The following is a 23,816-nucleotide window of genomic DNA, read 5'->3' as shown; positions in this document are numbered from 1 at the left end:
CAGGTTTGTCCGCCGTGCCCCCACTCCTGTCTCGCTTCAGCCCTGCGTCCTGGACGCGAGCGGCCCTGACCTTGTTGCTGGCCTTTGCCGCGGCGCGTGCGTGCGTGTGGCTGGGCACACCCATTCCCTGGATGATCGGTCCGTTGCTGGTCACGGCGCTGGTGTCGGTGCTGGGCGTGGCGACCGAAAGCTGGACGCCCTTGCGCAACCTGGGGCAGTGGGTGATCGGCACGGCGCTGGGCTTGTACTTCACACCCGAGGTGGGTGCGCTGGTGGCCAGCCTGTGGTGGGCCATCGGACTGGCGGTGGCCTGGGCGCTGATGCTGGGCCTGGCCTTTGGCACCTGGTTGCAGCGCAGCCATGCCGCGCACCTGCCGCTGCCCGCGGCCCAATGGCGCAGCACTGCCTACTTCGCCGGCGCGATCGGGGGGGCGTCTGAAATGACCCTGATCGCCGAGCGCCAGGGCGCCCGTACCGATCTGGTGGCCGCCGCCCACAGCCTGCGTGTGCTGTTGGTCACGGTGACGATTCCCTTCGCCCTGCAGGCCTTTGGCGTGCACGGCATCGACACCCTGCCACCCGCCATCCGGGTGGTGCAACCCGTCGGGCTGGCCGCGTTGGCGGCCATCACCCTGGCGGGCGCTTTGCTGATGCAAAGCCTGGGGCGGGCCAACCCCTGGTTCATGGGGGCCCTGGTGGCCACCATGGTGGTGACGCTGGCGGGGGAGCAGTGGTCGGCCTTGCCTCAATGGCTGACCAATGCGGCGCAATTGTTCATCGGGGTCAGCCTGGGTGTTCGTTTCACGCCGGCGTTCGTGCACACCGCCCCGCGCTGGCTGGCCTCCGTGGCCCTGGCAACGCTCGTGATGATGGGCTTGTGCGCTGGTTTCGGCTGGGTCATGGGCCGGCTCACCGGCTTGCACCCGGTGACGATGCTGCTGGGCACCGCGCCAGGCGGCATCGCGGAGATGGCCATCACGGCCAAGGTGCTGCAACTGGGCGTGCCGGTGGTCACGGCGTTTCAGGTGTGCCGCCTGGTGGCGGTGCTGGTGCTGGCCGAGCCGGTGTTTCGCTGGCGCGAGGCCCGCGCGACGACGGCGACCTGCTGAAGTCGTTCAGGCAACAAAAAGCCCGGCTGAGTGGCCGGGCTTGCGGGGAGTGCTGGGTGCGCCTCAGTGCATGACGACCGGATTCTGGGCCAGCGAAGCGTAGCCTTCCAGGGTGTCTTCGACCTCTTCCTGCGAAGGGCTGTTGCGTTGCCACTCAACGATTTGCTGCTGGAACATCTCGGCCCAGGAGCCGTCGAGGTAGACCTCTTTGCCCGAGCGCTTGTCCACGATCTCGAAACCGTGGCGAGGCATCTGGGGTCCCTCGTCGACCTCCGGCTCACCCTCGGCCGGTGCGTTGGCGAGGATGTGAACGACCGCAAAAGCGTCCGAGTCGTAAAGCATGTGCATGGCGCGTGTTCCTTGTGCTGGCTCCAGACCTGTTGCCCTTATATCGGCAAATGGTGGTCCGGGTGGAGTCCCTTGAGACCACATATGGTCGGCAGGGGCATTTATTTCAAGGGTTGTGGTTTTTCTCGCGCTTTGGGTTCCGCGCTGCTTGACCGCTCAGGGGCGCCGTGCGAGCAGCTGATCGGCCACATCGCCTTCTGGCTGCGTCACGCGCAGACGAACCGGCAGGTGGTCCAATTCCGGTGACAGCCAGAGTTCCACTCGGCTGTCGTTGGGTTTGCGGGGGGCGCGCGCGATGTGGACAGCCCCCAATTGGCCCGCAGGCAAATCAAGACGTTGCTGCGCGCCAATGTCGAAACGCCACACCTCGGCATCACCGAAACCGGCCACCTGGAATTCAACGTGTTCGCCCGACTTGCGCGGCTGCGCACGCATCAGCCCGGCCAGTTGCATGAACAGGCTCAGGCGGTCCTGCGCGCCGGGGAGCAAATCGGTCACCGCCGCGTCGTTGCCGAAGCGGATGCGGTGGTCAGCGCGCTCGAACTGCACCTGGCGCTGTTTGGAGCGTCGCCGATCGACGAAGCGCTCCGGCTGCAAGCCATCAGGCCCGATCAGGCCCTCGCTGGTTTGCTCGCGCTTGCCCAGCAGCGGCATCGACAGGGACAGGCGGGCGAGGTAGCCGTTGGCGTCCAGGCGCCAGTCAAGCTGGCCGTCGGCGCGAAAGTTGAAGCCGCTGATGCGCCCCTGCACGTCGTAGTCGAGCACGACGCTGGGGGGTGGGCGGCAGACGACGGCAGCGGTTTGCGGTGTGCCGGCGCGCGAAGCAACCAGCCCGGTGCCCAGCAACAGGCCCAGCACGGTACGGCGGTTGGGAGACGTGGCTACAAGACCCATGTGGCCTGGGACCCCACTCACTGCCCAGGGTGCCCCAGATCGGCGCTCAGCCGACGGGTGGCGCGCAGCAGAGCGGTGGCGGGTGCGCTCGCCCAGTCGGTGTCCAGGGTGCTGACCGAGCCCAGCACGACCATGGCCAGCACCAGATGCCCTTGGGCGTCGAACACCGGTGCGCAGAAGCCCGCCACGCCCGGCAGCAGGCTGTGCACCACGCGGGCCAACCCGCGTTGCCTGACCTCGTCCAGCATGGCGTCGACCTCTGCGCTGGTCTGGGGCAAGTCCGGCGGCAGCGTGCCGTTGCGCGGCAGCTTTTTCAGCCGCGCCAGCTCATCGCGGATCATGGGGGCGATGCGTTGTGCGTCCCGTCCTTCGTTGCCCATGAAGGCCGCGAAACAGCGACCGGTGGCCGATGTCAGCATGGGCATCACGTCGCCCAGACGCAGGGTCACAGGCACGGTTTGTGGCGCCTCGGCCCAATGCACCATGGTGGGCCCCTGGTTGCCCCAGACCGCGATGGCGACGGTGTGCCCGGTTTCCTGCAGCAGGTCGTCCACGCGCTCGCGCGCCAGTTTGACGGCGTCGATGCGTGACAGGCTGGCCAGGCCCAGGCGCAACGCGGCCGGACCCAGGTCGTAGCGGGTGCTGACCGGGTCCTGGGTGACCAGGCCCAGGCGCTGGAAGCTCACCAGATACCGGTGTGCCTTGGCCGCGCTCATGCCGGCCGCAGCCGCCAGATCGCGCAGCATCAGCGGGCCACTGGCCTCGGACATGGCTTTGAGCAACTCGAAGCCGACCTCGACCGACTGAATGCCGGCCCGCTGGGGTTCGGCATCGTCGCTGTCGTCGTTCGGGCTTTGGTCTAGAATCTCGCGCTTACGCATAGGTGAATGGATTTCACTATTCGTAATTATGGCCCCGAACCAGCCGGGGCCCCATATCACCCGAAACGGCAGCAGGAGAACGGCATGAAACTCGCCACCTACAAGGATGGCTCACGCGACGGACAACTGGTGGTGGTGTCGCGCGATCTGAGCACGGCCCATTATGCGACCGGCATTGCGCAGACTTTGCAGCAGGCCCTGGACGACTGGAACTTCATCTCGCCGCAGTTGCAGGACCTCTACGTCACGCTCAACCAGGGCAAGGCGCGCCACGCGTTTCCGTTCGATCCGGCCATGTGCATGGCGCCGCTGCCGCGTGCTTACCAGTGGGCCGACGGCTCGGCCTACATCAATCACGTGGAGCTGGTGCGTGCTGCGCGCAACTCGGAGGTGCCGGCCAGCTTCTACGAAGACCCCTTGATGTACCAGGGCGGTAGCGACGATTTCATCGGCCCCACCGACGATGTGATCTGCCCCAGCGAGGACTTCGGCATCGACTTCGAGGCCGAGATTGCCGTCGTCACGGGCGACGTGCCCATGACCGCCACGCCGGCGCAGGCGCTGGATGGCATTCGTCTGCTGATGTTGGCCAATGACGTGTCGCTGCGCAACCTGATTCCGCCCGAGCTGGCCAAGGGCTTTGGCTTCTTCCAGAGCAAACCCGCCACGGCCTTCAGCCCGGTGGCCGTGACGCCCGACGAGATCGGTGACGCCTGGCAGGGTGGGCGCGTTCACCTCACGCTGCAGAGCACCTGGAACGGTCGCAAGGTCGGCATGTGCGACGCCGGCCCCGAAATGACCTTCCACTTCGGTCAGCTCATCTCGCACATCTGCAAGACGCGCAATGTGCGGGCCGGCTCCATTGTTGGCAGCGGCACGGTCAGCAACAAAGGGGTGGAAGTGGACGGCCGCAAGGAATGGCCGAAGGGCTACAGCTGCATTGCCGAAAAGCGTGCCATCGAAACCATCCTCGACGGCAAGCCGTCCACCGCCTTCATGAAGTACGGCGACACCATCCGCATCGAAATGAAGGGCAAGGATGGTCAGAGCATCTTCGGCGCCATCGAGCAGACGATCGCGCCGCTGACCCCGGCTTGATGCGTCGGCCAGGCCGCTGGCCCTGCGGAACCTACTCGGCCTTGGCCTGGCAGTCCACGCAGCGCTCGGCGGTGGGTTGCGCGTGCAGGCGTGCGGCGGGAATGGACGCGCCGCATTGCAGGCACAAGCCATAGCTGCCGTCGGCGATGCGCTGCAATGCAGCGTCGATCGCTTGTAGCTCCAGGGCCTCGCGCTCACCCAGCACGGAGCCCAGATCGAAAGACTCGTCGGCGCGGAAACCGTTGTCGTCGGCCATGGCGCGCTTGTCGGCCGCCACTTCGGTGCGACTGCGGGTGCCGCCCCGCTGGGCTTGCAAGCGCGCCAGCAGTGCCTGGCGCTCGCTGCGCAACTGGGCCTCGAAGGTGTCTGAGATCGGTGCGTTCATGGGGTCTCCTGTGCAGTGGGCATCTTGCGGGGGACACCTGCCTTGGGGCTTGATGCAGGTCAAGCACAATCGATCGATCCACACGACACACGAGGAGACACCCATGAGCCAGTCCGTTGACTACAGCCGTTACCAGACCCTGGAGATCACGCGCCGAGGGCCGCTGGTCAACGGGGTGGCGAGCGTGCTGGACATCCGCATGCGTGCCGATGGCCCGGGCGGCAACGGCAAGCTGCCCACTGCCGGTCACGAAGGCCATTGGGAACTGAGCGAGATCTGGCGCGACGTGGGTCGAGACGACAGCGTGCGCGCTGCCGTGCTGCGCGGCAGCGGCATGGGCTTTTCGGGCGGTGGCGACCTGGCCCTGGTGCAGGACATGGCCACCGATTTCGAGGTGCGATCGCGGGTCTGGAAAGAGGCGCGCGACCTGGTCTACAACGTGATCAACTGCGACAAGCCCATCGTGAGTGCCATGCACGGGCCTGCGGTCGGCGCGGGCCTGGTGGCCGGTCTGCTGGCGGACATCTCGATCGCGGCGCGCAGTGCCAAGATCGTGGACGGACACACCCGCCTGGGCGTGGCGGCGGGCGACCACGCGGCGATCGTCTGGCCGCTGCTGTGTGGCATGGCCAAGGCCAAGTACTACCTCATGCTGTGCGATGCGGTCAGCGGCGAGGAAGCCGAGCGCATCGGGCTCGTCTCGCTCGTGGTCGACGACGATCAGTTGCTGGACAAGGCCTACGAAGTGGCCGACCGCCTTGCCAGCGGCAGCGCCAGCGCGATCCGCTGGACCAAGTACTCGCTCAACAACTGGCTGCGTCAGGCGGGTCCGAGCTTCGATACTTCGCTGGCGCTGGAATTCATGGGTTTTGCCGGACCCGATGTGCGCGAAGGTGTGGCATCCTTGCGCGAGCGCCGCGCGCCGCGCTATGGCGTGGATGGCTGAGCGACAGGTCCATGAGGAGAACGCGATGAGCGATGTACCCACCGGTGGCTTCGGCAGGTTCGTGCCGGGATTCGAGTTCCTGCAGAACCTTGCATCCCAGGCCGCAGGGGGCATTGCGCAAGGCATCGGGCAGAACCTGCCGCAGATGCCCAGCCTGAGCAACTGGGTGGCACCCACCTTCAATGTCGAAGAGCTCGAGAAGCGCATCGACGAACTCAAGGCGGTGCATTTCTGGCTTGATCAGAACGCCAAGGCGCTGGGTGCCACCATCCAGGCACTTGAAGTGCAGAAGATGACCCTGTCGACGCTGAAGTCCATGAACTTCAGCCTGGGCGATGTGGCGGGCGCACTCAAGGTCAAGGACGCTGCGCCGTCGGGCTCGGGTACCCGTTTTGCCGGTCTGGAGATTCCGCCCAAGAACTATGGCGACCCGGTGCCACCCGCGGCCAAGGTAGTGCCCAAACCGGCGCGCAAGCGTGCGGCGCCACGCAAGAGCGCCAGCCAGTCCGCATCCGATGCGGCGTTGGCCGGGGGCGTGGTCGATCCCATGCAGTGGTGGGGTGCCTTGTCGCAGCAGTTTCAGCAGATCGCCACCAATGCGATGAAGGACGCTGCCAAGCAGACCGCGCTGGACACGACGCGGCAGGTGGCGACCGACCTGACCGGTGCGGCCGTGCGAACGGCGTCGGGGCTGGCGGGGCAGGCCGCGCGCACGGCAGCTGGCACCGTTGGCCGTGGCGTGGGCACCGCGGCGGGCGTTGGGCGAGCCGCCGCGCGCGCCCTCAACCAGGCACCCGCGGCCAAGTCACCCTCGGCCAAGTCACGCGTGGCCCCGGCGCGCAAGTCGCGCCAGAAGTGATCCGATGAAACGATTTCCGCACGCGCACGCCACCCACCCTCAATGGCGCATGGCCGCCGCGATGGTGGTGGCGCAATTGCGTGCCCAGATGGCGTTGCCCGATCACGCCGCGCAGCCCTCGCTGGGCTTGCTCTACATCACCGATCACTACGTTCCCGAGGCCGAGACCATTCTGGAGTGCCTGAGTGCGGAAATGCCCGAGGTGACGGACTGGGTGGGCACCGTGGGCGTCGGCGTGTCGGCCAACAACGTCGAGTATTTCGACGAGCCGGCGATGTCTGTCATGTTGTGCGACCTGAGCCCGGACCAATACCGGGTGTTCAGTGGCGTGGCACCTTTGTCCGTTAGCGGCCGCGCCGAAGCGGGTGACGGTTTCTCGGCGCACACGGCGCTGGTGCACGCCGATGGCGCCACGCCAGAACTGGCCGAGCTCATTCACGAGATGGCAGAGCGCACCGGCAGTGGCTATCTGTTCGGTGGGCTCGCAGGCAGCCGGGGTTCAACGGTGCAGTTCGCTTTGGGCAGCTCGGGCACCCTGTCGGGTCACGGTGCGTCCAGTGGGGTGTTTCACGGCGGTCTCAGTGGCGTGGCCTTCGCGCGTGAGGTGGACATCGTCTCGCGGGTGACGCAAGGCGCGCAGCCGGTCTCGGCAGAGCGGGTGGTCACCGAGTCGGATGGCAATCTGGTGCTGCGTCTGGATGGTGAGCCAGCGCTCGATGTGCTGCTGCGGGACCTGTCGATCTCGCTGGACCACCCCGAACACGCGATGCCGCGCCTTCGCAGCACGCTGGTGGGGCTGATCAAGCCCGGGCCTGGCGGTGCGGCGCTCGAGACCAATCAGACCTCCCGCCAGCGCGGGGCCTTTGGACACGAGGTGATCGTGCGGCACCTGATCGGTCTGGACCCGGCGCGCCGTGGTGTGGCGATCGCCGACCTCGTGCCCGAAGGCACCCGCCTGTCATTCTGCGAACGCCACGTGCAGGCCGCGCGGGCCGACCTGATGCGCGTGTGCGCCGAGGTGCGCGAAGAGCTGGAACCCGAGGCGGTGCTGGTTGGGTCAGAGGGTGACGTGGACGAGGCGCTTGCGGCGCCGCGGGCCATTGCCGGTGCGGTCTACGTCAGTTGTGCCGGGCGCGGTGGTCCTCACTTTGGTGGGCCCAGCGCCGAGTTGCAGATTGTTCGCCATGCCCTCGGCGACGTGCCGCTGGTGGGCTTCTTTGCCGGTGGCGAGATTGCCCACCACCATCTGTACGGTTACACCGGTGTCCTGACGGTGTTTACCCGGCCGGCCTGAGCCGGCTCAGCGTCGCTGTCGCGCGCGGTTCAGCATGCGCTGCGCCACGTCGGGCGTCATGCCGTAGCCGGCAGCAAAGTCCTCCACCGACTGGCCACCCGATTCAAAGGCGCGCAGCAGCGCTGCTTCACGGGCCATGGTTGCACTCGCTTCACCGACGGCTGCCTCGGTCAACGCATTGATGGCTTCGTCGCGCCCACGCACCAGGGTCAGGTAGGCCTCCTGGCCGAGTCCGCTGGCTTCGAACGCGCGCACCACCCGCTGCCGGGTTTGTGGTGTCAGGTCTTCGGCACTGCGCTGTTGGCGCCGACGGTGCACCTCGACGATGGCGTGATGGCGCTGGTCGGGTGCCACTTCTTCGACCACGAGTGCATTGAGGTCGCGCCTGGGCTGACCGGTGGCGACCGCATTCAGGTAACGCGTGGTGCGTGTGTGCAGCGCCAGCGCAGCCTTGAGGTCCTCGGCCTTGACCGTATCGCCCAGGGCGACGCTCAGGTCTTCATAGATGCCACGTTTGAGCGGGCGGGGCTCGTCTCCGAACAAGGCGGGCCAGCGCTCAGCCAGTTGAATGAGCACGGGGTGGCGCGGGGCGGAGGGCGCCTGCTTGCGGGGGCGTTGTGCGGGACGTGCGGGCGTTGGGGTGGCGTTCATTCGTGGATGGGAGAGGGCGCGAACCCGCGATGATGCCAGCGTCGCGGGGCTCAACGCCGCAATTGCGTGAAAACCTCGAACTCCCAACTGCGCATGGCCAGCACCAGGGTGTAACCCCCGCGGTCCTTGTCGGCCAGCTTCTGATCGGTCTGGTGCTGTTGCGCAAAGTCCTGCGCAACCCGCTGCAGTCGCTCAAGAAAACCCGGTGCCAGCGTTCGACTGACTGAGCCGTGCACCAGCATCAGCCCCTCGCCGGACCCATCGAAACCGCCCGAGAAGTAGTCGAGCAATGCGTGGTCCCGAAAGAAGTTCATGACCGCGCCATGCGCCCGCCAACGAAAGGTCTTGGCCAGCTTGAGGCGGTAGCGATTGAGCGGGCGCAACTCGATGATGCCGATGCGATCAAGCTGGGCCAGGTACTTGATGGCTTCTGCCTCGCTGAGGCGGTAGGTGGTGGTGATCTGCTCCACCGTCCATTGGCTCAGCACGCAGATGGCGACCAACAGGAGCTTCTTGTCGGCCACCACCGCACGTTCTTGCGCCGGAGTGAGTTCGACCACCAGCGGCTGCGCATCGGCCACGCGTCGCGCGAGGTCGGCAAAGTCCAGTTTGAGCACGCGGCATATCGCGTCGATGCGCGAAAGCGCCATGTCCCCCTTGGCGAGCATGCGCTTGACGCTCGACTCGGCCATGCCCATCGCACGCGCCAGATCGGCGTAGGTCATGCGCGAGGCCTTGAGTTCGCGTTTGATGGCGGTGACCAGATCGGCGGAGGTGCTCATGGCGGCGTAAGGTACAGCAATTCGATACCGTGCGTCCACGAAACAGAGGTCGTATTGAAATGCGCGCCCTTGAGCGCGCAGTCCCGATCACAGTGCCGCGACCTGCACTCCATCCCGCATCGACTTGACATCTCGCACCCACCGCCTGCCGCAGAATCGCGCCGGCGATCCCCAACGAGGCAACAAACACCGAGGAGGCAACTTCATGTCTGTCCAAACGCCGGCACCTGCTGAAGACGATTCCGGACGGGACCACGGTCAGTTCGGCATGCTCAAGCAGCGCCGCTTTGCACCCTTTTTCTGGACCCAGTTCCTGGGCGCTGCCAACGACAACCTGTTCAAGTTCGCCTTCACCGTGCTGGTGACCTATCAGCTGCGGGTCAGCTGGTTGCCAGCCGACCTGGCCGGGTTGGTCATCGGGGCCTTGTTCATCCTGCCATTTCTTCTGTTCTCGGCCACCAGCGGCCAACTCGCCGACAAGCACGATCGCCGTTGGTTGATCGTCTGGCTCAAGCGGGCCGAGGTGCTGATCATGGCGCTGGCCGCCTGGGGGTTCTTCGTGCAGAGCATTCCAGCACTGTTGCTGAGCATCTTCCTGATGGGCCTGCAGTCGGCGGTGTTCGGACCGGTGAAGTTCGCTTACCTCCCCCAGCACCTGAGCGAGCGCGAATTGACGGGGGGCAACGGGGTGGTCGAGATGGGCACCTTCGTGGCCATCCTGCTGGGCAACGTGGCAGGCGGCCTGATCATTGCGGTGCCCGAGATCGGTGCCCACCACGTCGGCTTCACCTGTGTGGCGCTGGCGATTGCCGGGCGCGTCGCTGCCCACTTCATCCCGGCGTCGCCGGCAATGGACCCGGGATTGACGATCAACTGGAACCCATTGAGCGAAACCTGGCGAAACCTCAAGCTCGCACACGGCAACACTGTGGTGTTTCGCTCGGTACTCGGCATCAGCTGGATGTGGTTCTTCGGTGCGGTGTTCCTGAGCCTCTTTCCTGCCTTCGCGCGCGATGTGCTGCACGGTGACGAGCAGGTGGCATCGCTGCTGCTGGTGGTGTTTTCGATCGGGATCGGCGTGGGCTCGCTGATGTGCGAAGTGCTGTCGCGTCGGCATGTCGAGATCGGTCTGGTGCCCTTGGGTGCAATCGGCATGAGCGTTTTTGCGATCGACCTGTACTTTGCGACGCGTTCGCTGGGCGACGCGGGGACGATGGGACTGAATGCGTTTTTGTCGCAAGGCGCTCACGCCCGTGTGCTGATCGACCTGGCCTTGCTCAGCTTGTTCGCCGGCCTCTACAGCGTGCCCATGTATGCGCTGATCCAGATGCGCAGTGTGCCGACACACCGTGCCCGCATCATCGCCGCCAACAACATTCTCAATGCCTTGTTCATGATCGCCAGTGCCGTGGTGGCCGGACTGCTGTTGAAGCTCGGCATGACGATTCCGCAGATGTTTCTGGTGGTTGGCTTGCTCAACGCGGTGGTGGCGTTCTACATCTTCATGCTGGTGCCGGAATACCTCCTGCGATTTGTTGCCTGGCTGGCGTCGCGCCTGGTCTACCGCTTCAAGGTGCACGGCGATCAGCACATCCCTCTGCAGGGGCCCGCGGTATTGGTGTGCAACCACGTGAGCTTTGTCGACGCGATTCTGCTGATGGCGGCGAGCCCGCGCCCGATCCGGTTCCTGATGGACCACAAGATCTTTCGCGTGCCTGTGCTTGGGTGGCTGTTTCGCCTCGCCAAGGCCATTCCGATTGCCCCACAGCAAGAAGATGCGCAAGCGTATGAGCGTGCGTTCGAGGCCGCTGCCGGCGTGCTCAGGGACGGTGATTTGCTGGCCATATTTCCGGAAGGTGGCATCACCAGGGATGGGACACTGCAACCCTTCAAAGGCGGGGTCATGAAGATCCTGGAGCGAGCCCGCCAGGAGGGTGTCCACGTCACGGTCGTGCCGATGGGGCTGACCAACCTGTGGGGTTCATACTTCAGCCGGGTGGAAGTCCGTGAGGGGCAGAACGTTGCAATGGTCAGGCCGTTTCGACGGGGCTTCTTCAATCGCGTCGGTCTCACCGTTGGCACCGGGGTGCCTGCCGGCGATGTGACACCCGACCTGCTTCATCGGCAGGTGGCCGCCCTTGTCAGTTGAGCGGTCTCAATGTTCCAGCGCGCTCCTGAGCGCATTGACGTCGACGGGTTTGTGCAGGAGCGGGAAGCCGAGCTCGGAGGCTTCCTGGATGCGTTGTGGCGAGGTGTCGCCGGTGAGGATGTAGGTGGGCACGGGTCGGCCCAGGCAGGCGTGTATGGCGGCGATGGCCTGCACGGCGGTGGTGTTGCCGCCCAGGCGGTAGTCGCTCAGGAGCAGATCGATCTCGGCGGCGTGCGCGATGGCCAGCACCACAGCCTCGTCGGCGGTGGCGGCACACCAGACGGTGTGGCCCCAGATCTGCAGCAACTGCTGCATGCCCATGAGCACCTGCTCGTCGTCGTCGATGACGAGCACACAGCGCCTGCCGGGGTCGCTGGCGCTGTCGTCGTGCCCGTGCTCGGGTAAGGCTTGGGCGGGTTCGCAGGCGGGCACCATGATGGAGAACATGGAGCCGCGCCCCGGGGTGGAGCGCACCTGGATCTGGGCGTTGAGCAAGCGCGCTGAGCGCTTGACGATGGACAGGCCCAGACCCAGGCCGTGGGACTCATTGCCCTGAGAGGCGGAGACGTCGACCTGATAGAACTCCTCGAAGATGGCGTCGAGCTGTTCGGGAGAGATGCCGATGCCGCTGTCGTGCACCTGGATCTCGATGTGATCGCCGCGGCTGCGCGAGCCCAGCAATACCCGCCCACGCGGGGTGTAGCGAATGGCGTTGGCCATGAGGTTGGAGAGGATGCGGCGCAGCACGGTGGCATCGGTGAGCACCCAGCCATTGGTGTAGGCCACGTCAAGAGCCAGGCCGCGTTCGAGGGCGATGTCGGCGAACTCCTGCTCGATTTCACCGAAGAGCTGGGTGAGCGAGGTGGGCGCGAGGCGGACCTCGATGGCGTTGGCATCCAGGCGCGAGACGTCCAGCAGCATGTTGAGCAGTTGGCCCAGGCCATCCAGGGAGGTCTGCATGCGTTTGCAGATCTGGCCCAGTTCTTCGCTGGGCACCACCGTGCTCTGCGCCATGGCGCGCAGGGCGGTGAGGAACAGGCCGAGGGCGTGGATGGGTTGGCGCAGGTCGTGGCTGGCTGCGGCCAGGAACATTGATTTGGCGCGATCGGCCGCTTCGGCGCGTTCCTTCTGCGAGCGCAGGTCGTCGATCAGGGCGTGAATGCGCGTTTGCGCCTGACGGCGGTCCTGGATGTCGCGGATGACGGTCATGCGCAGTCTCTCGCCGTGACGATCCAGTGTGCGGCCGATCAACTCCACCGGCAGATGGCGTCCCTGGGCATCGACGATCTCCGATTCGCGAAAGGCGTCAGCCCCGCTGAAGATGCTCAGACTGGTGCGCGAGTGCAAGGACTGCGGCGGCAGTCGCAAGATCGATGTCCCGACCAACTCCGCGTGGGCCTGGCCGAACAGGCGGCATGCGGCGGGGTTGACGTCGGTGATCACGCCTTCCCGATGAAACACGACACCCTCGGCACTGGCTTCCATGAATCGGAACAGACGCGCTTGCGATGCGCGCATCGAAGCCTCGGTTTTTCGGCGCTCCGAGACATCCGTCAGCAGTACGAGATAGCCATTGAGCAGTTGCCTGGCCTCACGATGGCAGGTGATCGTCACCTCAAGGTCACGGGTCTGCCCGTCGGGATCACGCCGTTGCATGTCGAAGGTCATCGACTCGCCCTCGCGAAGCGAAGAGGGTCGGTGCGCTGCGATGTGTTGCCGCTCTTGCGATGTCAGCAGTTCGTAGGCGCTCTTGCCGAGGGTGTTCGCGAGCGTGCGGCCAATGCTTTTCGCGTAGCGCTCATTCGCATAGAGACACATCAGCTCTGGCTCGAAGGAGTAGAAGGCGACTTCGACCGGCAGCCTCTCGAACATCCACTCAATGCGCTGACTGTCCTCAAGGTGGGCGATGCGTCCCACTTCGCTGGCGGTCACATCCGCGAAGAAGCACGCATGTGCCTGCGCGTGCGGATCCCACCACGCCTGGCATTGCCAGTGCACGACCGACGACCCACGGTGCGTGGTATTGAGCTTGAGAGTGAAATGGCTTCGGCGTGCGAGGGCGTCCAACAACCCAAGCCTGCCGTCGTCGTCGAGCGCGTCGCGCCAGTCTCCTGCGCCCACCACCGAAGCCATCCGCGATTGCCACAACGCAGAGACGGCGATGGGTTCTCCTGTGCGCGACAGCAAGGCCGCCACACCAGGCATCAGGCCCCAATCGTCGCGGCAAAGGTCAGCGGTAGGCATCGGGTGGATTGGCTGTAGCTGACAAACAGTTTGGCTGGCGGCAGCCTATCTGGAAAGCTCCGCGAAGAGATTATTCAGATGGTGCTGTACAAAACCAAATCCTTGTCCTGATGCCTTGTCCGGGTCCGCAGCGTGCCGCGCACTCTGTCCAGGTGCACACGCCGTGACTCGTCATTTTTTGGCGATTCGTGGTCGACCTTGACGAGGTCATACGCACGCAATGCCGTTGGGACGCCGATGTGACCAGGGCGCTCACCACACCTTGGTGTGGGTGAATGGGACACATGCCTCGACGGCCGCGGCGAGTGGGCCGGAAGGGCACTGAAAAGACTGGCGCGGGCTTTGGCAAGTGCCTGCAAGAGAGCGATATTGAGCAGCCGCCCATTTGGGTATGCCGGGAATGGGTCGCTTTTCGGTCAGGACTTTTTCCCGCGAAGCAAGTGATCGCTCCTGCCTGCCAAGTGCGACGTAGCGCAACGCATGAGATGACTGTTGGCCAGGAGCCATTCATGACCTGAACTGGGAAGTGGCTTCCATCCAAACAATTGGCCCAGGCCCCATCAGGCTCGCCTGGCTGTCCGGCATCAGTGAACGGCAGCGTCCTTGCCAAGCCCTTCGAGCGACGAGGGGGAGCGAAACCACAAGCCGGCGAAAGCGCTGTAGCGCAGTACGTCGCTGAGCCGGATGCGGCGCTCGATCTTCTTTTCGATGTAGGGCATCCGCGTCATGGCCTTGATCACGGCGGGATCCCATCGAACCACCTTCACGAAGGCCGCATAAACGTCCAGTCCGGCCGCATTGACCCCAACGGGGCGCACGCTGATTCGGACCTGATCGGGGCTCAGGCCGAGAAAGTGCAGGCATTCGGTGATCAGCTCTTCATAGTCACTGGATAGCGAGCTGGGAGACAGTTCTGACGTGACGTCTTCGGGCGGGCTCATGGCGGTCGTGCTGCGAATGCCCAGGCGTTCCATCATGCCGACGGTCAGTGCTTGCATCATGTGGTCACCTCTTGAGCAGTGCGGGTGGTGGGTGGTTTGAACGTGTGTTCAGGGTGAGGAAAGTATCTCCACCGGTGCCCCGCAGCCCAATAATGCTCCAGCACTATTTTGATTTTTGGCTGTGCGCAACCGCGCACAGCACAAACCCAATCGACCTGGACTCAGAGGTTGGAGTCGATGTCAGGGGCTTCCATAAGCCCGGACTGCATGGCGTAGGCCGCGATCTCGGCGCCGTTGTGCAGCCCCAACTTGAGCATCACGTTCTGCCTGTGCTTTCGGGCAGTCAAAACGCTGATGTGCAATTGATCGGCAATTTCCTGGTTCGTGCTACCTCGAGCGATCAAACGAACAATCTGCTGTTCCCGTCGCGTCAACGTTTGAGGCATGCCCGTGGCGTTGGGCCGCTTGGCGGCCGACTGGTCGAGTCCTTTGGCGACCTGAGGACTGACGTACTGACGCCCCGACATCACCGTCTTGATCGCATCGAGCAGATCGTTGCCCTGCTCATGCTTGAGTACGAACCCGTTGGCGCCGGCGCCGAATGCGTTCGTGACCGAGCCCGGGTATACGTTGCCGGTGACGATGAGGATGCGCACCTGTGGCGCCACGCGCTTGACGCGCCGTGCCACTTCGATGCCCGAGCTGTCGCTGAGGGCGAGATCGAGGAGCAGCAGGTCGGGTTTGTGGAACTGCACCAGCAGGTCCACATCGGAGCCCTTGGCCGTTTCGGCGACAAGATGAAACCCACCCTCGGCCTGCAAAAGCATCGCAATGCCCTGCCGCACCAGGGCATGGTCTTCGGCAACTACCACTCGAATCATGGCCGTGTCTCGCAAAAAAAGAGCCTTGGGTACTACTTCAGTTACCAGATCAGTGATCATCTGGCGGCAAGAATACTTCAAAGGCATCAATTCGGCGGATGCCCGAACCGTGCGAAATCGCAAAAAAAAGCCCACCGCGAAGGCGGTGGGCGAGATTACGCGCTTTTTGGTTGATCAGAAAGGAATGTCGTCGTCCATGTCGTCGAAGCCGCTGGACTGGCGGGCGGGTGTGGCGGCCGGCGCAGGGGCCGGGGCGGGGCGAGCCGCCGGGCGGGACGCGGGCGCACGCGAGTAACCGCCACCGGATCCGCCGCCTTCGTCATTGCCGCCCATGCCTTCACGTCCGCCGAGCAACTGCAGTTCGGTGGCAATGATGTCCACGGTATTGCGTTCCACGCCGGACTGGTCGGTGTACTTGCCGTACTTCAGCCGGCCTTCCACATAGATGGGGCGTCCCTTCTTGACGTATTCACCTGCGATCTCGGCCAGGCGGTCGTAGAACGTCACCCGGTGCCATTGCGTGTCTTCCACCGTTTCCCCGCTGTTGCGGTCCTTGCGGCGGCTCGAGGTGGCCACGCTGACATTGGCCACGGCCTGACCGGAGGGCAGATAACGGATTTCGGGATCGCGGCCGCAGTTGCCGACGAGGATGACTTTGTTGACGGATGCCATGGTGGATTCCTTGCGGGTCGGTGGCACGCCGCGCCAGCGGCGGGCGAAACCGGGGGATTGTGCCGCATGCACCCGAACGTGCCGCTGCGGTTTGTGGACGGATCAATAATCGCACCTGCATGAAACACCGCGAGCCCGACTTCTTCCAGAACCTGCAGGACGAGTTTTCGGACGGTCGCGCGTGGCTGGACCGCTCCATCGTGCTGGCCTATGCCATTGCCGCCGGCTTGTTCGTGGTGGCTTTCACCTGGATGAGCGAGACGGCGTTCGAGGCCTTCAAGCACCTGCACGAGGCCCAACCGTGGGCGGTGCTGATCTGGACGCCTTGCCTGACGGCGTTCATCGTCTGGGCCACCCGCCGCTTTGCGCCGGGGGCCGCTGGATCAGGCATTCCACAGGTGATGGCCGCGCTCGATTCGGGCGTCACGCCCACCATGCGCGCCGGCCTCGTGTCGCTGCGCCTGACGTTTGCCAAGATGATCCTGGGCGCCACCAGCCTGCTGGCAGGCCTGTCGGCAGGTCGCGAGGGGCCGTCGGTGCAGGTGGCTGCCGGCGTCATGCACGACGCGCGCCGCTGGCTGCGCCCGGGCTCGGCCATGAGCGAGCACGCATTGCTGGTGGCCGGCGGCGCGGCCGGCATTGCCGCCGCTTTCAACGCACCGCTGGCCGGAGTGGTGTTCTCCATCGAAGAGTTGTCCAAGAAGATGGAGTCGCGCAACAACGGCCTCATCATCGCGGCCATCGTGGTCGCCGGTCTGGTGGCTATTTCGGTGTTCGGCAACCTCACGTACTTCGGCACCATCGTCGTGCCGCGCCTGAGTTGGCATGCCTTCTGGCCAGGCTTGCTGGTGGCGGTGGTGTGCGGCGTGCTCGGCGGTCTGTTCAGCCGGTTGCTGGCGGCATCGCTCAAAGGCTTGCCCGACCGTGTCAGCGCGTTTCGTCGGCGCTACCCGGTGCGCTTTGCGGCCGCGGCAGGGCTGGCGATCGGGGTGATCGGCCTGGTGACCGGTGGCGCAACCTTTGGCGCAGGGGCCGAGCAGGTGCGGCACATGCTGGCCGGCGAGAGCGAGCTGTCCCCTGTGTATGTGCTGCTCAAGCTGGTGGCCACCTGGCTGACCTCCTGGAGTGGCGTGCCGGGCGGCATCTTTGCCCCGTCGCTGTCGATCGGTGGCGGCATCGGCAACGACGTGGCCATGCTGCTGGGCGGCGCGGATGCGCATGTGCTGGCGCCCAGCCTCATCGCGCTGGGCATGGCGGGCTTCCTGGCCGCCACCACCCAGGCGCCGCTGACGTCTTTCATCATCGTGATGGAGATGATCAACGGCCGTTCGATGGTGCTCAGCCTGATGGCCGCGGCCATGCTGTCGAGCCTGATCGCGCGCCTGATCAGCCGCCCGCTGTACTCGGCACTGGCCGCCATGATGACCCGCAAGCTGGGTCGCCGCGGTGCATCGACACTGGACGCCGGTGACACCGAGCCGGTGTCGGAGCCCGCCGTCGCGGCGAGTGCGACGCCGGTGGACGAGGCGGCAGCCCCTGCGCCGGCCACCCCGGAGGTCCCGCCGGCGTCCGAGGCGCCACCAGCGCCCGAGGTGCCTCCGGATCACCGCAACTGAGCGCTGCAACTGTCCGCCACAACCGAGTGGCGCGGATTGGGCGGGATCGCTCGTTCAGGCCGCCAGTCAGTGCCTGGGCGCGGCGCCGGGCTTCATGCCCCAGGCCACGGCTAACCACACCGCCACTAGTGCGGCACTGGCAACGAAGATGCCTGAGGGCCCCCATGTGCGGGCCACCATGCCTCCCACTGCGCCACCGGTGAAGATGCCCAGTGACATCAGGGTGTTGAACACACCCAATGCCGTGCCGCGTTGGTGCGGCGCCGCCAGGCGCGAGGCCAGGCTGGGCTGGCTTGCCTCCTGGGTGTTGAAGCCCACAAAGTACAGGCACAGCAGCACGCCCAGCGTCCACAGGCTGGGCGATGACACCTGGGTCAGCAGCGCCAGCTGTACAAGCCCGATAAGCGCCACCGTGCCCAGGTACACGGCGCGGAAGTAGCCCATGCGTTCCAGGCGGAACAGCAACCCACCCACGATGAGCAGGGAGACCACCACCGCGGGCAGATAGACCTGCCAGTGGTGCGCCGCGTCCAGCCCGGCCTGCACCAGCAGTGCCGGTACCGTCAGCCAGGTCATCATTTGCGCGGCGTGCAGGATGAACACCGCCGCATCCACACGCAGCAGGTCGCGCTGGCGCAGCACTTCACGCAGCGAGGCGCGCGGTGCGCCAGGCTGGCGCGGCGGCTCGGCGGGCACCACCCAGGCCACCACCGCCATGGCCGCCAGGGTCAGGCACAAGGTGATGACGAAAAGACCCGACAGGCCCACGTGCGGCACCAGCGTCGGGGCGGCGACCAGAGACAGGGCGAACATCAGCGCAATGCTCACACCCACCAAGGCCATGGCTTTGGTGCGTACGGCATCACGGGTCAGGTCCGCGAGCAAGGCGGTGACGGCGGCCGAGATCGCGCCGGCGCCCTGCAACGCGCGGCCTGCCACCAGCCAGCCAATGCTGGGCGCCCAGGCGGCCACGGCGCTGCCGATGGCGAACATGGCCAATCCGGCCAGGATCACCGGCTTGCGCCCCAGCCGGTCGGAGGCCATGCCCAGCGGGACCTGCAGCAGTGCCTGGGTCAGGCCGTAGATGCCCATGGCCAGCCCCACCAGGGCCGGGTCATCACCTCCGGGGTAGTGGCGTGCCTGCAAGGCAAAGACGGGCAGCACGATGAACAGGCCCAGCATGCGCAAGGCATACACCGACGCCAGCGCGGCGCTGGTGCGTCGTTCGGCGGGTGTCATCCGTTGGCTGGGGGCGCTGGCCCGCGCCAGCGGGTCGGCGGTGGGGGAGGGGCTCGAAACGGTCAAGGCGGGTCTCGGTCGGGGCGAGAAACCGCCTATTGTCGGACAAGGCCGAACCTCGCCCACCGGCGGTACCGAAGGGGGCGGTGGGCATTGGTTGGCGGCTTATCATGCCGGGTTGCCCTCGAAGCGCCTGCACCCGTGAACCAGAAGCTACCGCCCGAATTGCCTGCCGAGGTCTTGCACGCCAGCGAGCCTGACGCCCGCTACCTGGCCGACGCCATGCGCGCGCGCAGCGCAGTGCTCGCTGTGCGCGGCGCACGCACGCACAACCTCAAGAACATCGATCTCGACATTCCCAAGCACCGCCTGGTGGTGGTCACCGGCCTGTCGGGTTCGGGCAAGTCCAGCCTGGCGTTCGATACCTTGTATGCAGAGGGTCAGCGCCGCTACGTGGAGAGCCTGTCGGCCTACGCGCGCCAGTTTCTGCAGCTCATGGACAAGCCCGACGTCGACCTGATCGAAGGTCTCGCGCCGGCGATTGCCATCGAGCAAAAGGCCACCAGCCACAACCCGCGTTCCACGGTCGGTACCGTCACCGAAATCCACGACTACCTGCGGCTGCTGTACGCCCGCGCCGGCACGCCGCATTGCCCGGAGCATGACCAACCGCTGGCGGCGCAGAGCGTGGCCCAGATGGTCGATGCGACGCTGGCGCTGCCAGAGGGCACCCGGCTGATGATCCTGGCGCCGGTGGTGCGCGCCCGCAAAGGCGAATTTGCCGACCTGTTCGCCGACATGCAGGCCCAGGGCTATGTGCGCTTTCGGGTTGACGGACAGACCGTCGAAGCCGACGCGCTGCCCGCGCTGCGCAAGAACGACAAGCACGACATCGACGTGGTGATTGACCGCATCAAGGTGCGTGCCGCCGGTGACGACGATGTCGCGCACCCGCAGCGCCAGCGCCTGGCCGAGAGCTTCGAGACGGCGCTGCGCATCGCCGATGGCCGGGCCATCGCGCTCGACACCGACGCCGAGGTGGAGCACGGCTATTCGGCGCGATTTGCCTGCCCGCTGTGCGACTACACCATCAGCGAGCTGGAGCCGAGGTTGTTCTCGTTCAACTCTCCGCTGGGTGCCTGCCCCACCTGCGACGGGCTGGGTCACACGGAATTCTTCGACCCCACGCGCATCGTCGCCTTCCCCTCGCTCAGCCTGGCCAGCGGTGCCATCAAGGGTTGGGACCGGCGCAATGGCCACTACTTTTCGCTGATCGAAAGCCTGGCCGCGCACTACGGCTTCAACCCGGAGGACCCCTGGGAAGACCTCCCGCCGGCGGTGCACCAGGTGGTGCTGTTCGGCTCGGGCGAGGAGCCCATCCGCTTCAGCTATGCGCTCGATGGCGGCGAGCGCGCCAGCAAGCGCGTGAGCAAAAAGCACCCGTTTGAGGGCGTGGTGCACAATTTCGAGCGCCGCTGGCGCGAGACCGACAGCATCACCGTGCGCGAGGAACTCGCCCGCTACCGGGCCACGCAGCCTTGCCCCGACTGTGGCGGTGCGCGACTGCGTCGCGAGGCGCGCCACGTGTTTGTCGGCGAAGGCGCGCACCGCCGCGCCATCCACCAGATCGGCCATGTCACCCTGGGCGAGGCCCACCGCTGGTTCGCCGATCTGGTCATGCCGGGCGCCAAAGGGGAAATCGCGGCCCGAGTCATTCAGGAGATCCGGCAACGGCTGCGCTTCCTCAACGACGTGGGCCTTAACTACCTCAGCCTGGAACGCAGTGCCGACACGCTCTCGGGCGGCGAAGCCCAGCGCATCCGCCTGGCCAGTCAGATCGGCAGTGGCTTGACCGGTGTGATGTACGTGCTCGATGAACCCAGCATCGGCCTGCACCAGCGCGACAACGACCGCCTCATTGCCACCTTGCAGCACCTGCGTGACCTCGGCAACACAGTGCTGGTGGTCGAGCACGACGAGGACATGATTCGTGCGGCCGACCACATCATCGACATGGGCCCGGGTGCCGGCGTGCACGGCGGGCGTGTGATGGCGCAAGGTACGTATGCCGACGTGGTGGCCAGCGCCGACTCACTCACCGGCCAGTACCTCAGCGGCGCGCGGTGCATTCCCGTGCCCGAGCGCCGCACCGCCTGGCAGGCGCCAAGCCAACCCGGCCAGGCCGATGCGCCGGTCAAACCGCGGTTTCCGGGGGCGGCAAAGGCTGCACCCTCGGCACCCTCACCGTCGACCCCGTCGCACAGTGCCCTGCGTGTGGTGGGTGCCCATGGCAACAACCTCAAGCAGGTGTCGGTCGACTTCCCGGTGGGCCTGTTCACTTGCGTGACGGGCGTGTCCGGGTCGGGCAAGTCCACCCTGGTCAACGACACGCTGTACGCCGCGGTGGCGCGCACGCTGTACCGCTCGCACGACGAGCCGGCGCCGCACGACGCCATCGAAGGCATCGACGGCTTCGACAAGGTCATCAACGTCGACCAGTCGCCCATCGGTCGCACGCCGCGCAGCAACCCGGCCACCTACACCGGCCTGTTCACCGGCATTCGCGAGCTGATGGCCGAAGTGCCCACGGCGCGCGAGCGCGGCTATGGCCCCGGCCGTTTCTCGTTCAACGTGGCGGGCGGTCGCTGCGAGGCTTGCCAGGGCGACGGCGTGGTCAAGGTCGAGATGCACTTCCTGCCCGATGTGTACGTGCCTTGCGAGGTCTGCCACGGCCGTCGCTACAACCGCGAAACGCTCGAAGTGCTCTACAAGGGCCGCAACATCGCCCAGATCCTGGACATGACGGTTGAGCAGGCGCACGCGTTCTTCAGCGCCGTGCCCACCCTGCGGCGCAAGCTGCAGACGCTGCTCGACGTCGGGCTGTCCTACATCACCCTGGGCCAGAGCGCGACCACCTTGTCGGGCGGCGAAGCCCAGCGGGTCAAACTCGCGCAGGAGCTGAGCAAGCGCGACACCGGCCGCACGCTGTACATCCTCGACGAGCCCACCACCGGCTTGCACTTCGCCGACATCGAGTTGCTGCTCAAGGTCTTGCACCAGTTGCGCGACGCGGGCAACACCATCGTCGTCATCGAGCACAACCTCGACGTCATCAAGACCGCCGACTGGGTCATCGACATGGGGCCGGAAGGTGGCGCCGGCGGCGGCACCGTGGTGGCGCAAGGCACGCCCGAGCAGGTGGCGGCCAGCCCGGGCAGCCACACCGGGCGGTACCTCGCGCGGTTGCTTTGAGGCGATATAGGGTGTACCGGCCTCAGCGCACGTTGCGGTACGCGATGCCGAAGTTGGCGCTGGTATTGGTACTGTGCGTCGTCAGCGGGCTGTAGCGCACCGCGCCCTGCAACTGGCTGACGCCGATGCCGGCATAGCCTACCCAGCGCTGGCTCAGGGCCGACGTGATGCGCCAGCCAATCGAGACCGAGTCGAAGCCCGCACCGATTGCGTAGGCGGGCAGGCCGCTGTTGGCGGCACCTTCGGATGTGATGCCGTAGTGGGTCTGGCGATAGGTGCCATTGCCCCAGCCCACGCCAAAGGCCAGGTCCCAGTGGGTCTGGGTGCTCACCGGGTGACGGTAGACGAGGCCTGCGTCCAGGTGCAGGCCGCCGCCGTGTCCCAGCAGATCCTGCGAGGCTCGAAAGGAACTGCTCCAGCGCTTGCCCAGTGCGTAGCCCAGGGTGACCCGCCCGCGCACCGTGGACCGGATCTTGGGCAGTCCGTCAAAGCGTGGGTCATCCTCGTCGGCCCAGTCGCGGCCTTCGTCCAGCGAGAGCGAGGTGTTGAGCGAGAACTTGTCGCTGCGCGCGAGCACGGTGCTCACGCCACTGTCCACCGTTTCGCGGCCCTGGTACAGCAAGGCACTGGCCCCCGAGCTGGCAAACCGGAAGCGGCCCAGCTGGAAGGCCCAGATGCCGCCCGGGCGCGTTTCCCGGCGCGAGTCGCCAAACGGGTCGCGCGAGGAGCCGACCGAGGCACCCAGCAGGTAATCGCGGCTGGCCTCGAGCTGCACCTTGTCGTTGCGCTCCTGCGCGTGGGCCCCACAGGCGGTGGCCGAGGCACAGACCAGCAGCCCGAGTGATCGGACGATGGACGTCACTGGCGACTCACAGTCGGCTCAGATCTTCAATCGCGTCGACCACCATGCCGGTGCCCACGGCGATCAGCAGGATGTCGCTGGCCACGCGAATGAATTTGTGCCCCTCGGGCGGCAGCCCCAGGCGGATGGACACACCTTCAGGCACCGGGTAGTAGGCAACGTCGCGCGGCAAGGGCTGGCCCTTGCGCCACGCTTTGGCCAGGCCGGGCGGCTGGCAACCGTTGTTCTTTTTGGCGAGACCGGGTGGGCATTTGCCGGCCTTGAAGCGCGGTTCGTAGTAGTCGACCACCGCGCGCCGTTGCGACACCGTGAAGTAGCCCCCCACGTTGATCTGCACCGACACGCTGGTGCGATCGTCGCTGCCTCGGCGTTCGTGGTCGTCATCGCGGCGCGCATGTTTGTCGGATTTGCCGCTGTGCTCTTTGAGGTATTCCGGCTTGCCGGCGTGGTCGGGCTTGTCGGCCAGTGCGCCGGTGGTGGCGAATGCCAGCGCGGCGGCCAGTGCGAGGGTGTGAATGGGGTGTCGAACGGCGTGGCTCATGAGCGCGCTCCTCGGGTCAAAGGTCAGGGAATTCTTGGGTAGTGAACGCGGTGTGCGCTGTGCCAGGCAGACCAGCGGTCGAGGCCGTGTCGTTCGTGGCGGCGCAACGGAAAAAGTTGCCGGCAGCGCTGCCGGCGGCGCCGGTGATCGGGTGAGCCAAAGTGGCTTTGCA

Annotated in this window: 22 protein-coding genes; 9 read left to right on the top strand and 13 right to left on the bottom strand. The window is 65.9% G+C overall.

All coding sequences use genetic code 11. The features are described from left to right. Positions 1 to 14: 14 nt before the first annotated feature. Entirely contained in the window at positions 15 to 1,109 is a 1,095-nt protein-coding gene (locus KF871_RS06410) for an AbrB family transcriptional regulator (protein WP_291139832.1), read from the top strand. A gap of 63 nt (positions 1,110 to 1,172) precedes the next feature. On the opposite strand, the gene KF871_RS06405 is transcribed toward KF871_RS06410, so the two are convergent. The 3 genes from KF871_RS06405 to KF871_RS06395 all read right to left on the bottom strand — a co-directional run bounded on the left by KF871_RS06405 (position 1,173) and on the right by KF871_RS06395 (position 3,232). After that, entirely contained in the window at positions 1,173 to 1,457 is a 285-nt protein-coding gene (locus KF871_RS06405; RefSeq protein WP_291139830.1) for a DUF3567 domain-containing protein, read from the bottom strand. Between the two features lie 156 nt (positions 1,458 to 1,613). Continuing rightward, entirely contained in the window at positions 1,614 to 2,351 is a 738-nt protein-coding gene (locus tag KF871_RS06400) for a DUF3108 domain-containing protein (RefSeq protein ID WP_291139829.1), read from the bottom strand. Between the two features lie 17 nt (positions 2,352 to 2,368). Beyond that, positions 2,369 to 3,232: an IclR family transcriptional regulator gene (locus KF871_RS06395; RefSeq protein WP_291139828.1), complete on the bottom strand. Its 864-nt coding sequence runs from the start codon at positions 3,230 to 3,232 to the stop codon at positions 2,369 to 2,371. An 84-nt stretch (positions 3,233 to 3,316) separates the two neighbouring features. Between KF871_RS06395 and KF871_RS06390 the strand changes: the two genes are divergently transcribed. After that, positions 3,317 to 4,330: a fumarylacetoacetate hydrolase family protein gene (locus tag KF871_RS06390; protein ID WP_291139826.1), complete on the top strand. Its 1,014-nt coding sequence runs from the start codon at positions 3,317 to 3,319 to the stop codon at positions 4,328 to 4,330. Between the two features lie 31 nt (positions 4,331 to 4,361). Here KF871_RS06390 and KF871_RS06385 read toward each other — a convergent pair whose 3' ends face one another. Then, entirely contained in the window at positions 4,362 to 4,715 is a 354-nt protein-coding gene (locus tag KF871_RS06385; protein ID WP_291139824.1) for a TraR/DksA family transcriptional regulator, read from the bottom strand. Positions 4,716 to 4,818: 103 nt separating this feature from the next. On the opposite strand from KF871_RS06385, the gene KF871_RS06380 reads away from it, so the two are divergent. The 3 genes from KF871_RS06380 to KF871_RS06370 are packed head-to-tail and all read left to right on the top strand — an operon-like array spanning position 4,819 to position 7,814. Continuing rightward, positions 4,819 to 5,661 carry an enoyl-CoA hydratase/isomerase family protein gene (locus tag KF871_RS06380; RefSeq protein WP_291139822.1) on the top strand — a complete coding sequence of 281 codons (843 nt, stop codon included), beginning with the start codon at positions 4,819 to 4,821 and terminating at the stop codon, positions 5,659 to 5,661. A gap of 25 nt (positions 5,662 to 5,686) precedes the next feature. Further along, a complete protein-coding gene (locus KF871_RS06375; protein ID WP_291139820.1) occupies positions 5,687 to 6,520 on the top strand; it encodes a PhaM family polyhydroxyalkanoate granule multifunctional regulatory protein in 834 nt (277 codons plus the stop codon). 4 nt (positions 6,521 to 6,524) lie between these two features. Continuing rightward, positions 6,525 to 7,814: an FIST N-terminal domain-containing protein gene (locus KF871_RS06370; protein WP_291139818.1), complete on the top strand. Its 1,290-nt coding sequence runs from the start codon at positions 6,525 to 6,527 to the stop codon at positions 7,812 to 7,814. A gap of 6 nt (positions 7,815 to 7,820) precedes the next feature. Here KF871_RS06370 and KF871_RS06365 read toward each other — a convergent pair whose 3' ends face one another. After that, entirely contained in the window at positions 7,821 to 8,465 is a 645-nt protein-coding gene (locus tag KF871_RS06365; protein WP_291139816.1) for a ProQ/FINO family protein, read from the bottom strand. 50 nt (positions 8,466 to 8,515) lie between these two features. Further along, positions 8,516 to 9,247 carry a helix-turn-helix transcriptional regulator gene (locus KF871_RS06360; protein ID WP_291139814.1) on the bottom strand — a complete coding sequence of 244 codons (732 nt, stop codon included), beginning with the start codon at positions 9,245 to 9,247 and terminating at the stop codon, positions 8,516 to 8,518. A 205-nt stretch (positions 9,248 to 9,452) separates the two neighbouring features. On the opposite strand from KF871_RS06360, the gene KF871_RS06355 reads away from it, so the two are divergent. After that, positions 9,453 to 11,396 carry an MFS transporter gene (locus KF871_RS06355; protein WP_291139812.1) on the top strand — a complete coding sequence of 648 codons (1,944 nt, stop codon included), beginning with the start codon at positions 9,453 to 9,455 and terminating at the stop codon, positions 11,394 to 11,396. 6 nt (positions 11,397 to 11,402) lie between these two features. Here KF871_RS06355 and KF871_RS06350 read toward each other — a convergent pair whose 3' ends face one another. The 3 genes from KF871_RS06350 to KF871_RS06340 all read right to left on the bottom strand — a co-directional run bounded on the left by KF871_RS06350 (position 11,403) and on the right by KF871_RS06340 (position 15,408). Further along, on the bottom strand, positions 11,403 to 13,640 hold the full coding sequence (locus KF871_RS06350; protein WP_291139810.1) for an ATP-binding protein: 2,238 nt from the start codon (positions 13,638 to 13,640) through the stop codon (positions 11,403 to 11,405). A gap of 584 nt (positions 13,641 to 14,224) precedes the next feature. After that, positions 14,225 to 14,641, bottom strand: a complete 417-nt coding sequence (locus KF871_RS06345) for a hypothetical protein (protein WP_291139808.1) — start codon at positions 14,639 to 14,641, stop codon at positions 14,225 to 14,227. Between the two features lie 161 nt (positions 14,642 to 14,802). Beyond that, positions 14,803 to 15,408, bottom strand: a complete 606-nt coding sequence (locus tag KF871_RS06340) for a response regulator transcription factor (protein WP_291139806.1) — start codon at positions 15,406 to 15,408, stop codon at positions 14,803 to 14,805. On the opposite strand from KF871_RS06340, the gene KF871_RS06335 reads away from it, so the two are divergent. After that, the gene (locus KF871_RS06335) at positions 15,379 to 15,636 is read left to right on the top strand and encodes a hypothetical protein (protein WP_291139804.1); all 258 of its coding nucleotides are present in this window, start codon (positions 15,379 to 15,381) and stop codon (positions 15,634 to 15,636) included. The two genes, KF871_RS06340 and KF871_RS06335, sit on opposite strands and share 30 nt — an antisense overlap. On the opposite strand, the gene ssb is transcribed toward KF871_RS06335, so the two are convergent. Next, on the bottom strand, positions 15,637 to 16,134 hold the full coding sequence (ssb, locus tag KF871_RS06330) for a single-stranded DNA-binding protein (protein WP_291139802.1): 498 nt from the start codon (positions 16,132 to 16,134) through the stop codon (positions 15,637 to 15,639). Positions 16,135 to 16,253: 119 nt separating this feature from the next. Between ssb and KF871_RS06325 the strand changes: the two genes are divergently transcribed. Next, positions 16,254 to 17,750, top strand: coding sequence for a chloride channel protein (locus KF871_RS06325; protein WP_291139800.1), 1,497 nt, complete (start codon positions 16,254 to 16,256; stop codon positions 17,748 to 17,750). Between the two features lie 66 nt (positions 17,751 to 17,816). Here KF871_RS06325 and KF871_RS06320 read toward each other — a convergent pair whose 3' ends face one another. Beyond that, positions 17,817 to 18,989 (bottom strand): MFS transporter, encoded by a 1,173-nt coding sequence (locus tag KF871_RS06320; protein ID WP_291139890.1) that lies wholly within the window; start codon positions 18,987 to 18,989, stop codon positions 17,817 to 17,819. A 282-nt stretch (positions 18,990 to 19,271) separates the two neighbouring features. On the opposite strand from KF871_RS06320, the gene uvrA reads away from it, so the two are divergent. Then, the gene (gene uvrA / locus KF871_RS06315; protein WP_291139888.1) at positions 19,272 to 22,241 is read left to right on the top strand and encodes an excinuclease ABC subunit UvrA; all 2,970 of its coding nucleotides are present in this window, start codon (positions 19,272 to 19,274) and stop codon (positions 22,239 to 22,241) included. A 22-nt stretch (positions 22,242 to 22,263) separates the two neighbouring features. Here uvrA and KF871_RS06310 read toward each other — a convergent pair whose 3' ends face one another. Next, a complete protein-coding gene (locus KF871_RS06310; RefSeq protein WP_291139798.1) occupies positions 22,264 to 23,103 on the bottom strand; it encodes a MipA/OmpV family protein in 840 nt (279 codons plus the stop codon). Positions 23,104 to 23,110: 7 nt separating this feature from the next. Next, entirely contained in the window at positions 23,111 to 23,644 is a 534-nt protein-coding gene (locus KF871_RS06305; protein WP_291139796.1) for a hypothetical protein, read from the bottom strand. Between the last annotated feature and the right edge of the window lie 172 nt (positions 23,645 to 23,816).

It is taken from the genome of Hydrogenophaga sp. (genome assembly GCF_019635465.1).
Lineage (GTDB): Bacteria > Pseudomonadota > Gammaproteobacteria > Burkholderiales > Burkholderiaceae_C > Hydrogenophaga.
The sequence above is the reverse complement of the archived record's forward strand: the minus strand, read 5'-3'. Positions and strand labels throughout refer to the sequence as shown.

Bases quoted from the DNA above. Each gene is read 5' to 3' on its own strand.
- KF871_RS06405 (WP_291139830.1), bottom strand. From the start codon at position 1,457: ATGCACATGCTTTACGACTCGGACGCTTTTGCGGTCGTTCACATCCTC.
- KF871_RS06400 (WP_291139829.1), bottom strand. From the start codon at position 2,351: ATGGGTCTTGTAGCCACGTCTCCCAACCGCCGTACCGTGCTGGGCCTG.
- KF871_RS06395 (WP_291139828.1), bottom strand. From the start codon at position 3,232: ATGCGTAAGCGCGAGATTCTAGACCAAAGCCCGAACGACGACAGCGAC.
- KF871_RS06390 (WP_291139826.1), top strand. From the start codon at position 3,317: ATGAAACTCGCCACCTACAAGGATGGCTCACGCGACGGACAACTGGTG.
- KF871_RS06385 (WP_291139824.1), bottom strand. From the start codon at position 4,715: ATGAACGCACCGATCTCAGACACCTTCGAGGCCCAGTTGCGCAGCGAG.
- KF871_RS06380 (WP_291139822.1), top strand. From the start codon at position 4,819: ATGAGCCAGTCCGTTGACTACAGCCGTTACCAGACCCTGGAGATCACG.
- KF871_RS06375 (WP_291139820.1), top strand. From the start codon at position 5,687: ATGAGCGATGTACCCACCGGTGGCTTCGGCAGGTTCGTGCCGGGATTC.
- KF871_RS06370 (WP_291139818.1), top strand. From the start codon at position 6,525: ATGAAACGATTTCCGCACGCGCACGCCACCCACCCTCAATGGCGCATG.
- KF871_RS06365 (WP_291139816.1), bottom strand. From the start codon at position 8,465: ATGAACGCCACCCCAACGCCCGCACGTCCCGCACAACGCCCCCGCAAG.
- KF871_RS06360 (WP_291139814.1), bottom strand. From the start codon at position 9,247: ATGAGCACCTCCGCCGATCTGGTCACCGCCATCAAACGCGAACTCAAG.
- KF871_RS06355 (WP_291139812.1), top strand. From the start codon at position 9,453: ATGTCTGTCCAAACGCCGGCACCTGCTGAAGACGATTCCGGACGGGAC.
- KF871_RS06350 (WP_291139810.1), bottom strand. From the start codon at position 13,640: ATGCCTACCGCTGACCTTTGCCGCGACGATTGGGGCCTGATGCCTGGT.
- KF871_RS06345 (WP_291139808.1), bottom strand. From the start codon at position 14,641: ATGATGCAAGCACTGACCGTCGGCATGATGGAACGCCTGGGCATTCGC.
- KF871_RS06335 (WP_291139804.1), top strand. From the start codon at position 15,379: ATGAAACCCACCCTCGGCCTGCAAAAGCATCGCAATGCCCTGCCGCAC.
- KF871_RS06340 (WP_291139806.1), bottom strand. From the start codon at position 15,408: ATGCTTTTGCAGGCCGAGGGTGGGTTTCATCTTGTCGCCGAAACGGCC.
- ssb (WP_291139802.1), bottom strand. From the start codon at position 16,134: ATGGCATCCGTCAACAAAGTCATCCTCGTCGGCAACTGCGGCCGCGAT.
- KF871_RS06325 (WP_291139800.1), top strand. From the start codon at position 16,254: ATGAAACACCGCGAGCCCGACTTCTTCCAGAACCTGCAGGACGAGTTT.
- KF871_RS06320 (WP_291139890.1), bottom strand. From the start codon at position 18,989: ATGACACCCGCCGAACGACGCACCAGCGCCGCGCTGGCGTCGGTGTAT.
- uvrA (WP_291139888.1), top strand. From the start codon at position 19,272: ATGCGCGCGCGCAGCGCAGTGCTCGCTGTGCGCGGCGCACGCACGCAC.
- KF871_RS06305 (WP_291139796.1), bottom strand. From the start codon at position 23,644: ATGAGCCACGCCGTTCGACACCCCATTCACACCCTCGCACTGGCCGCC.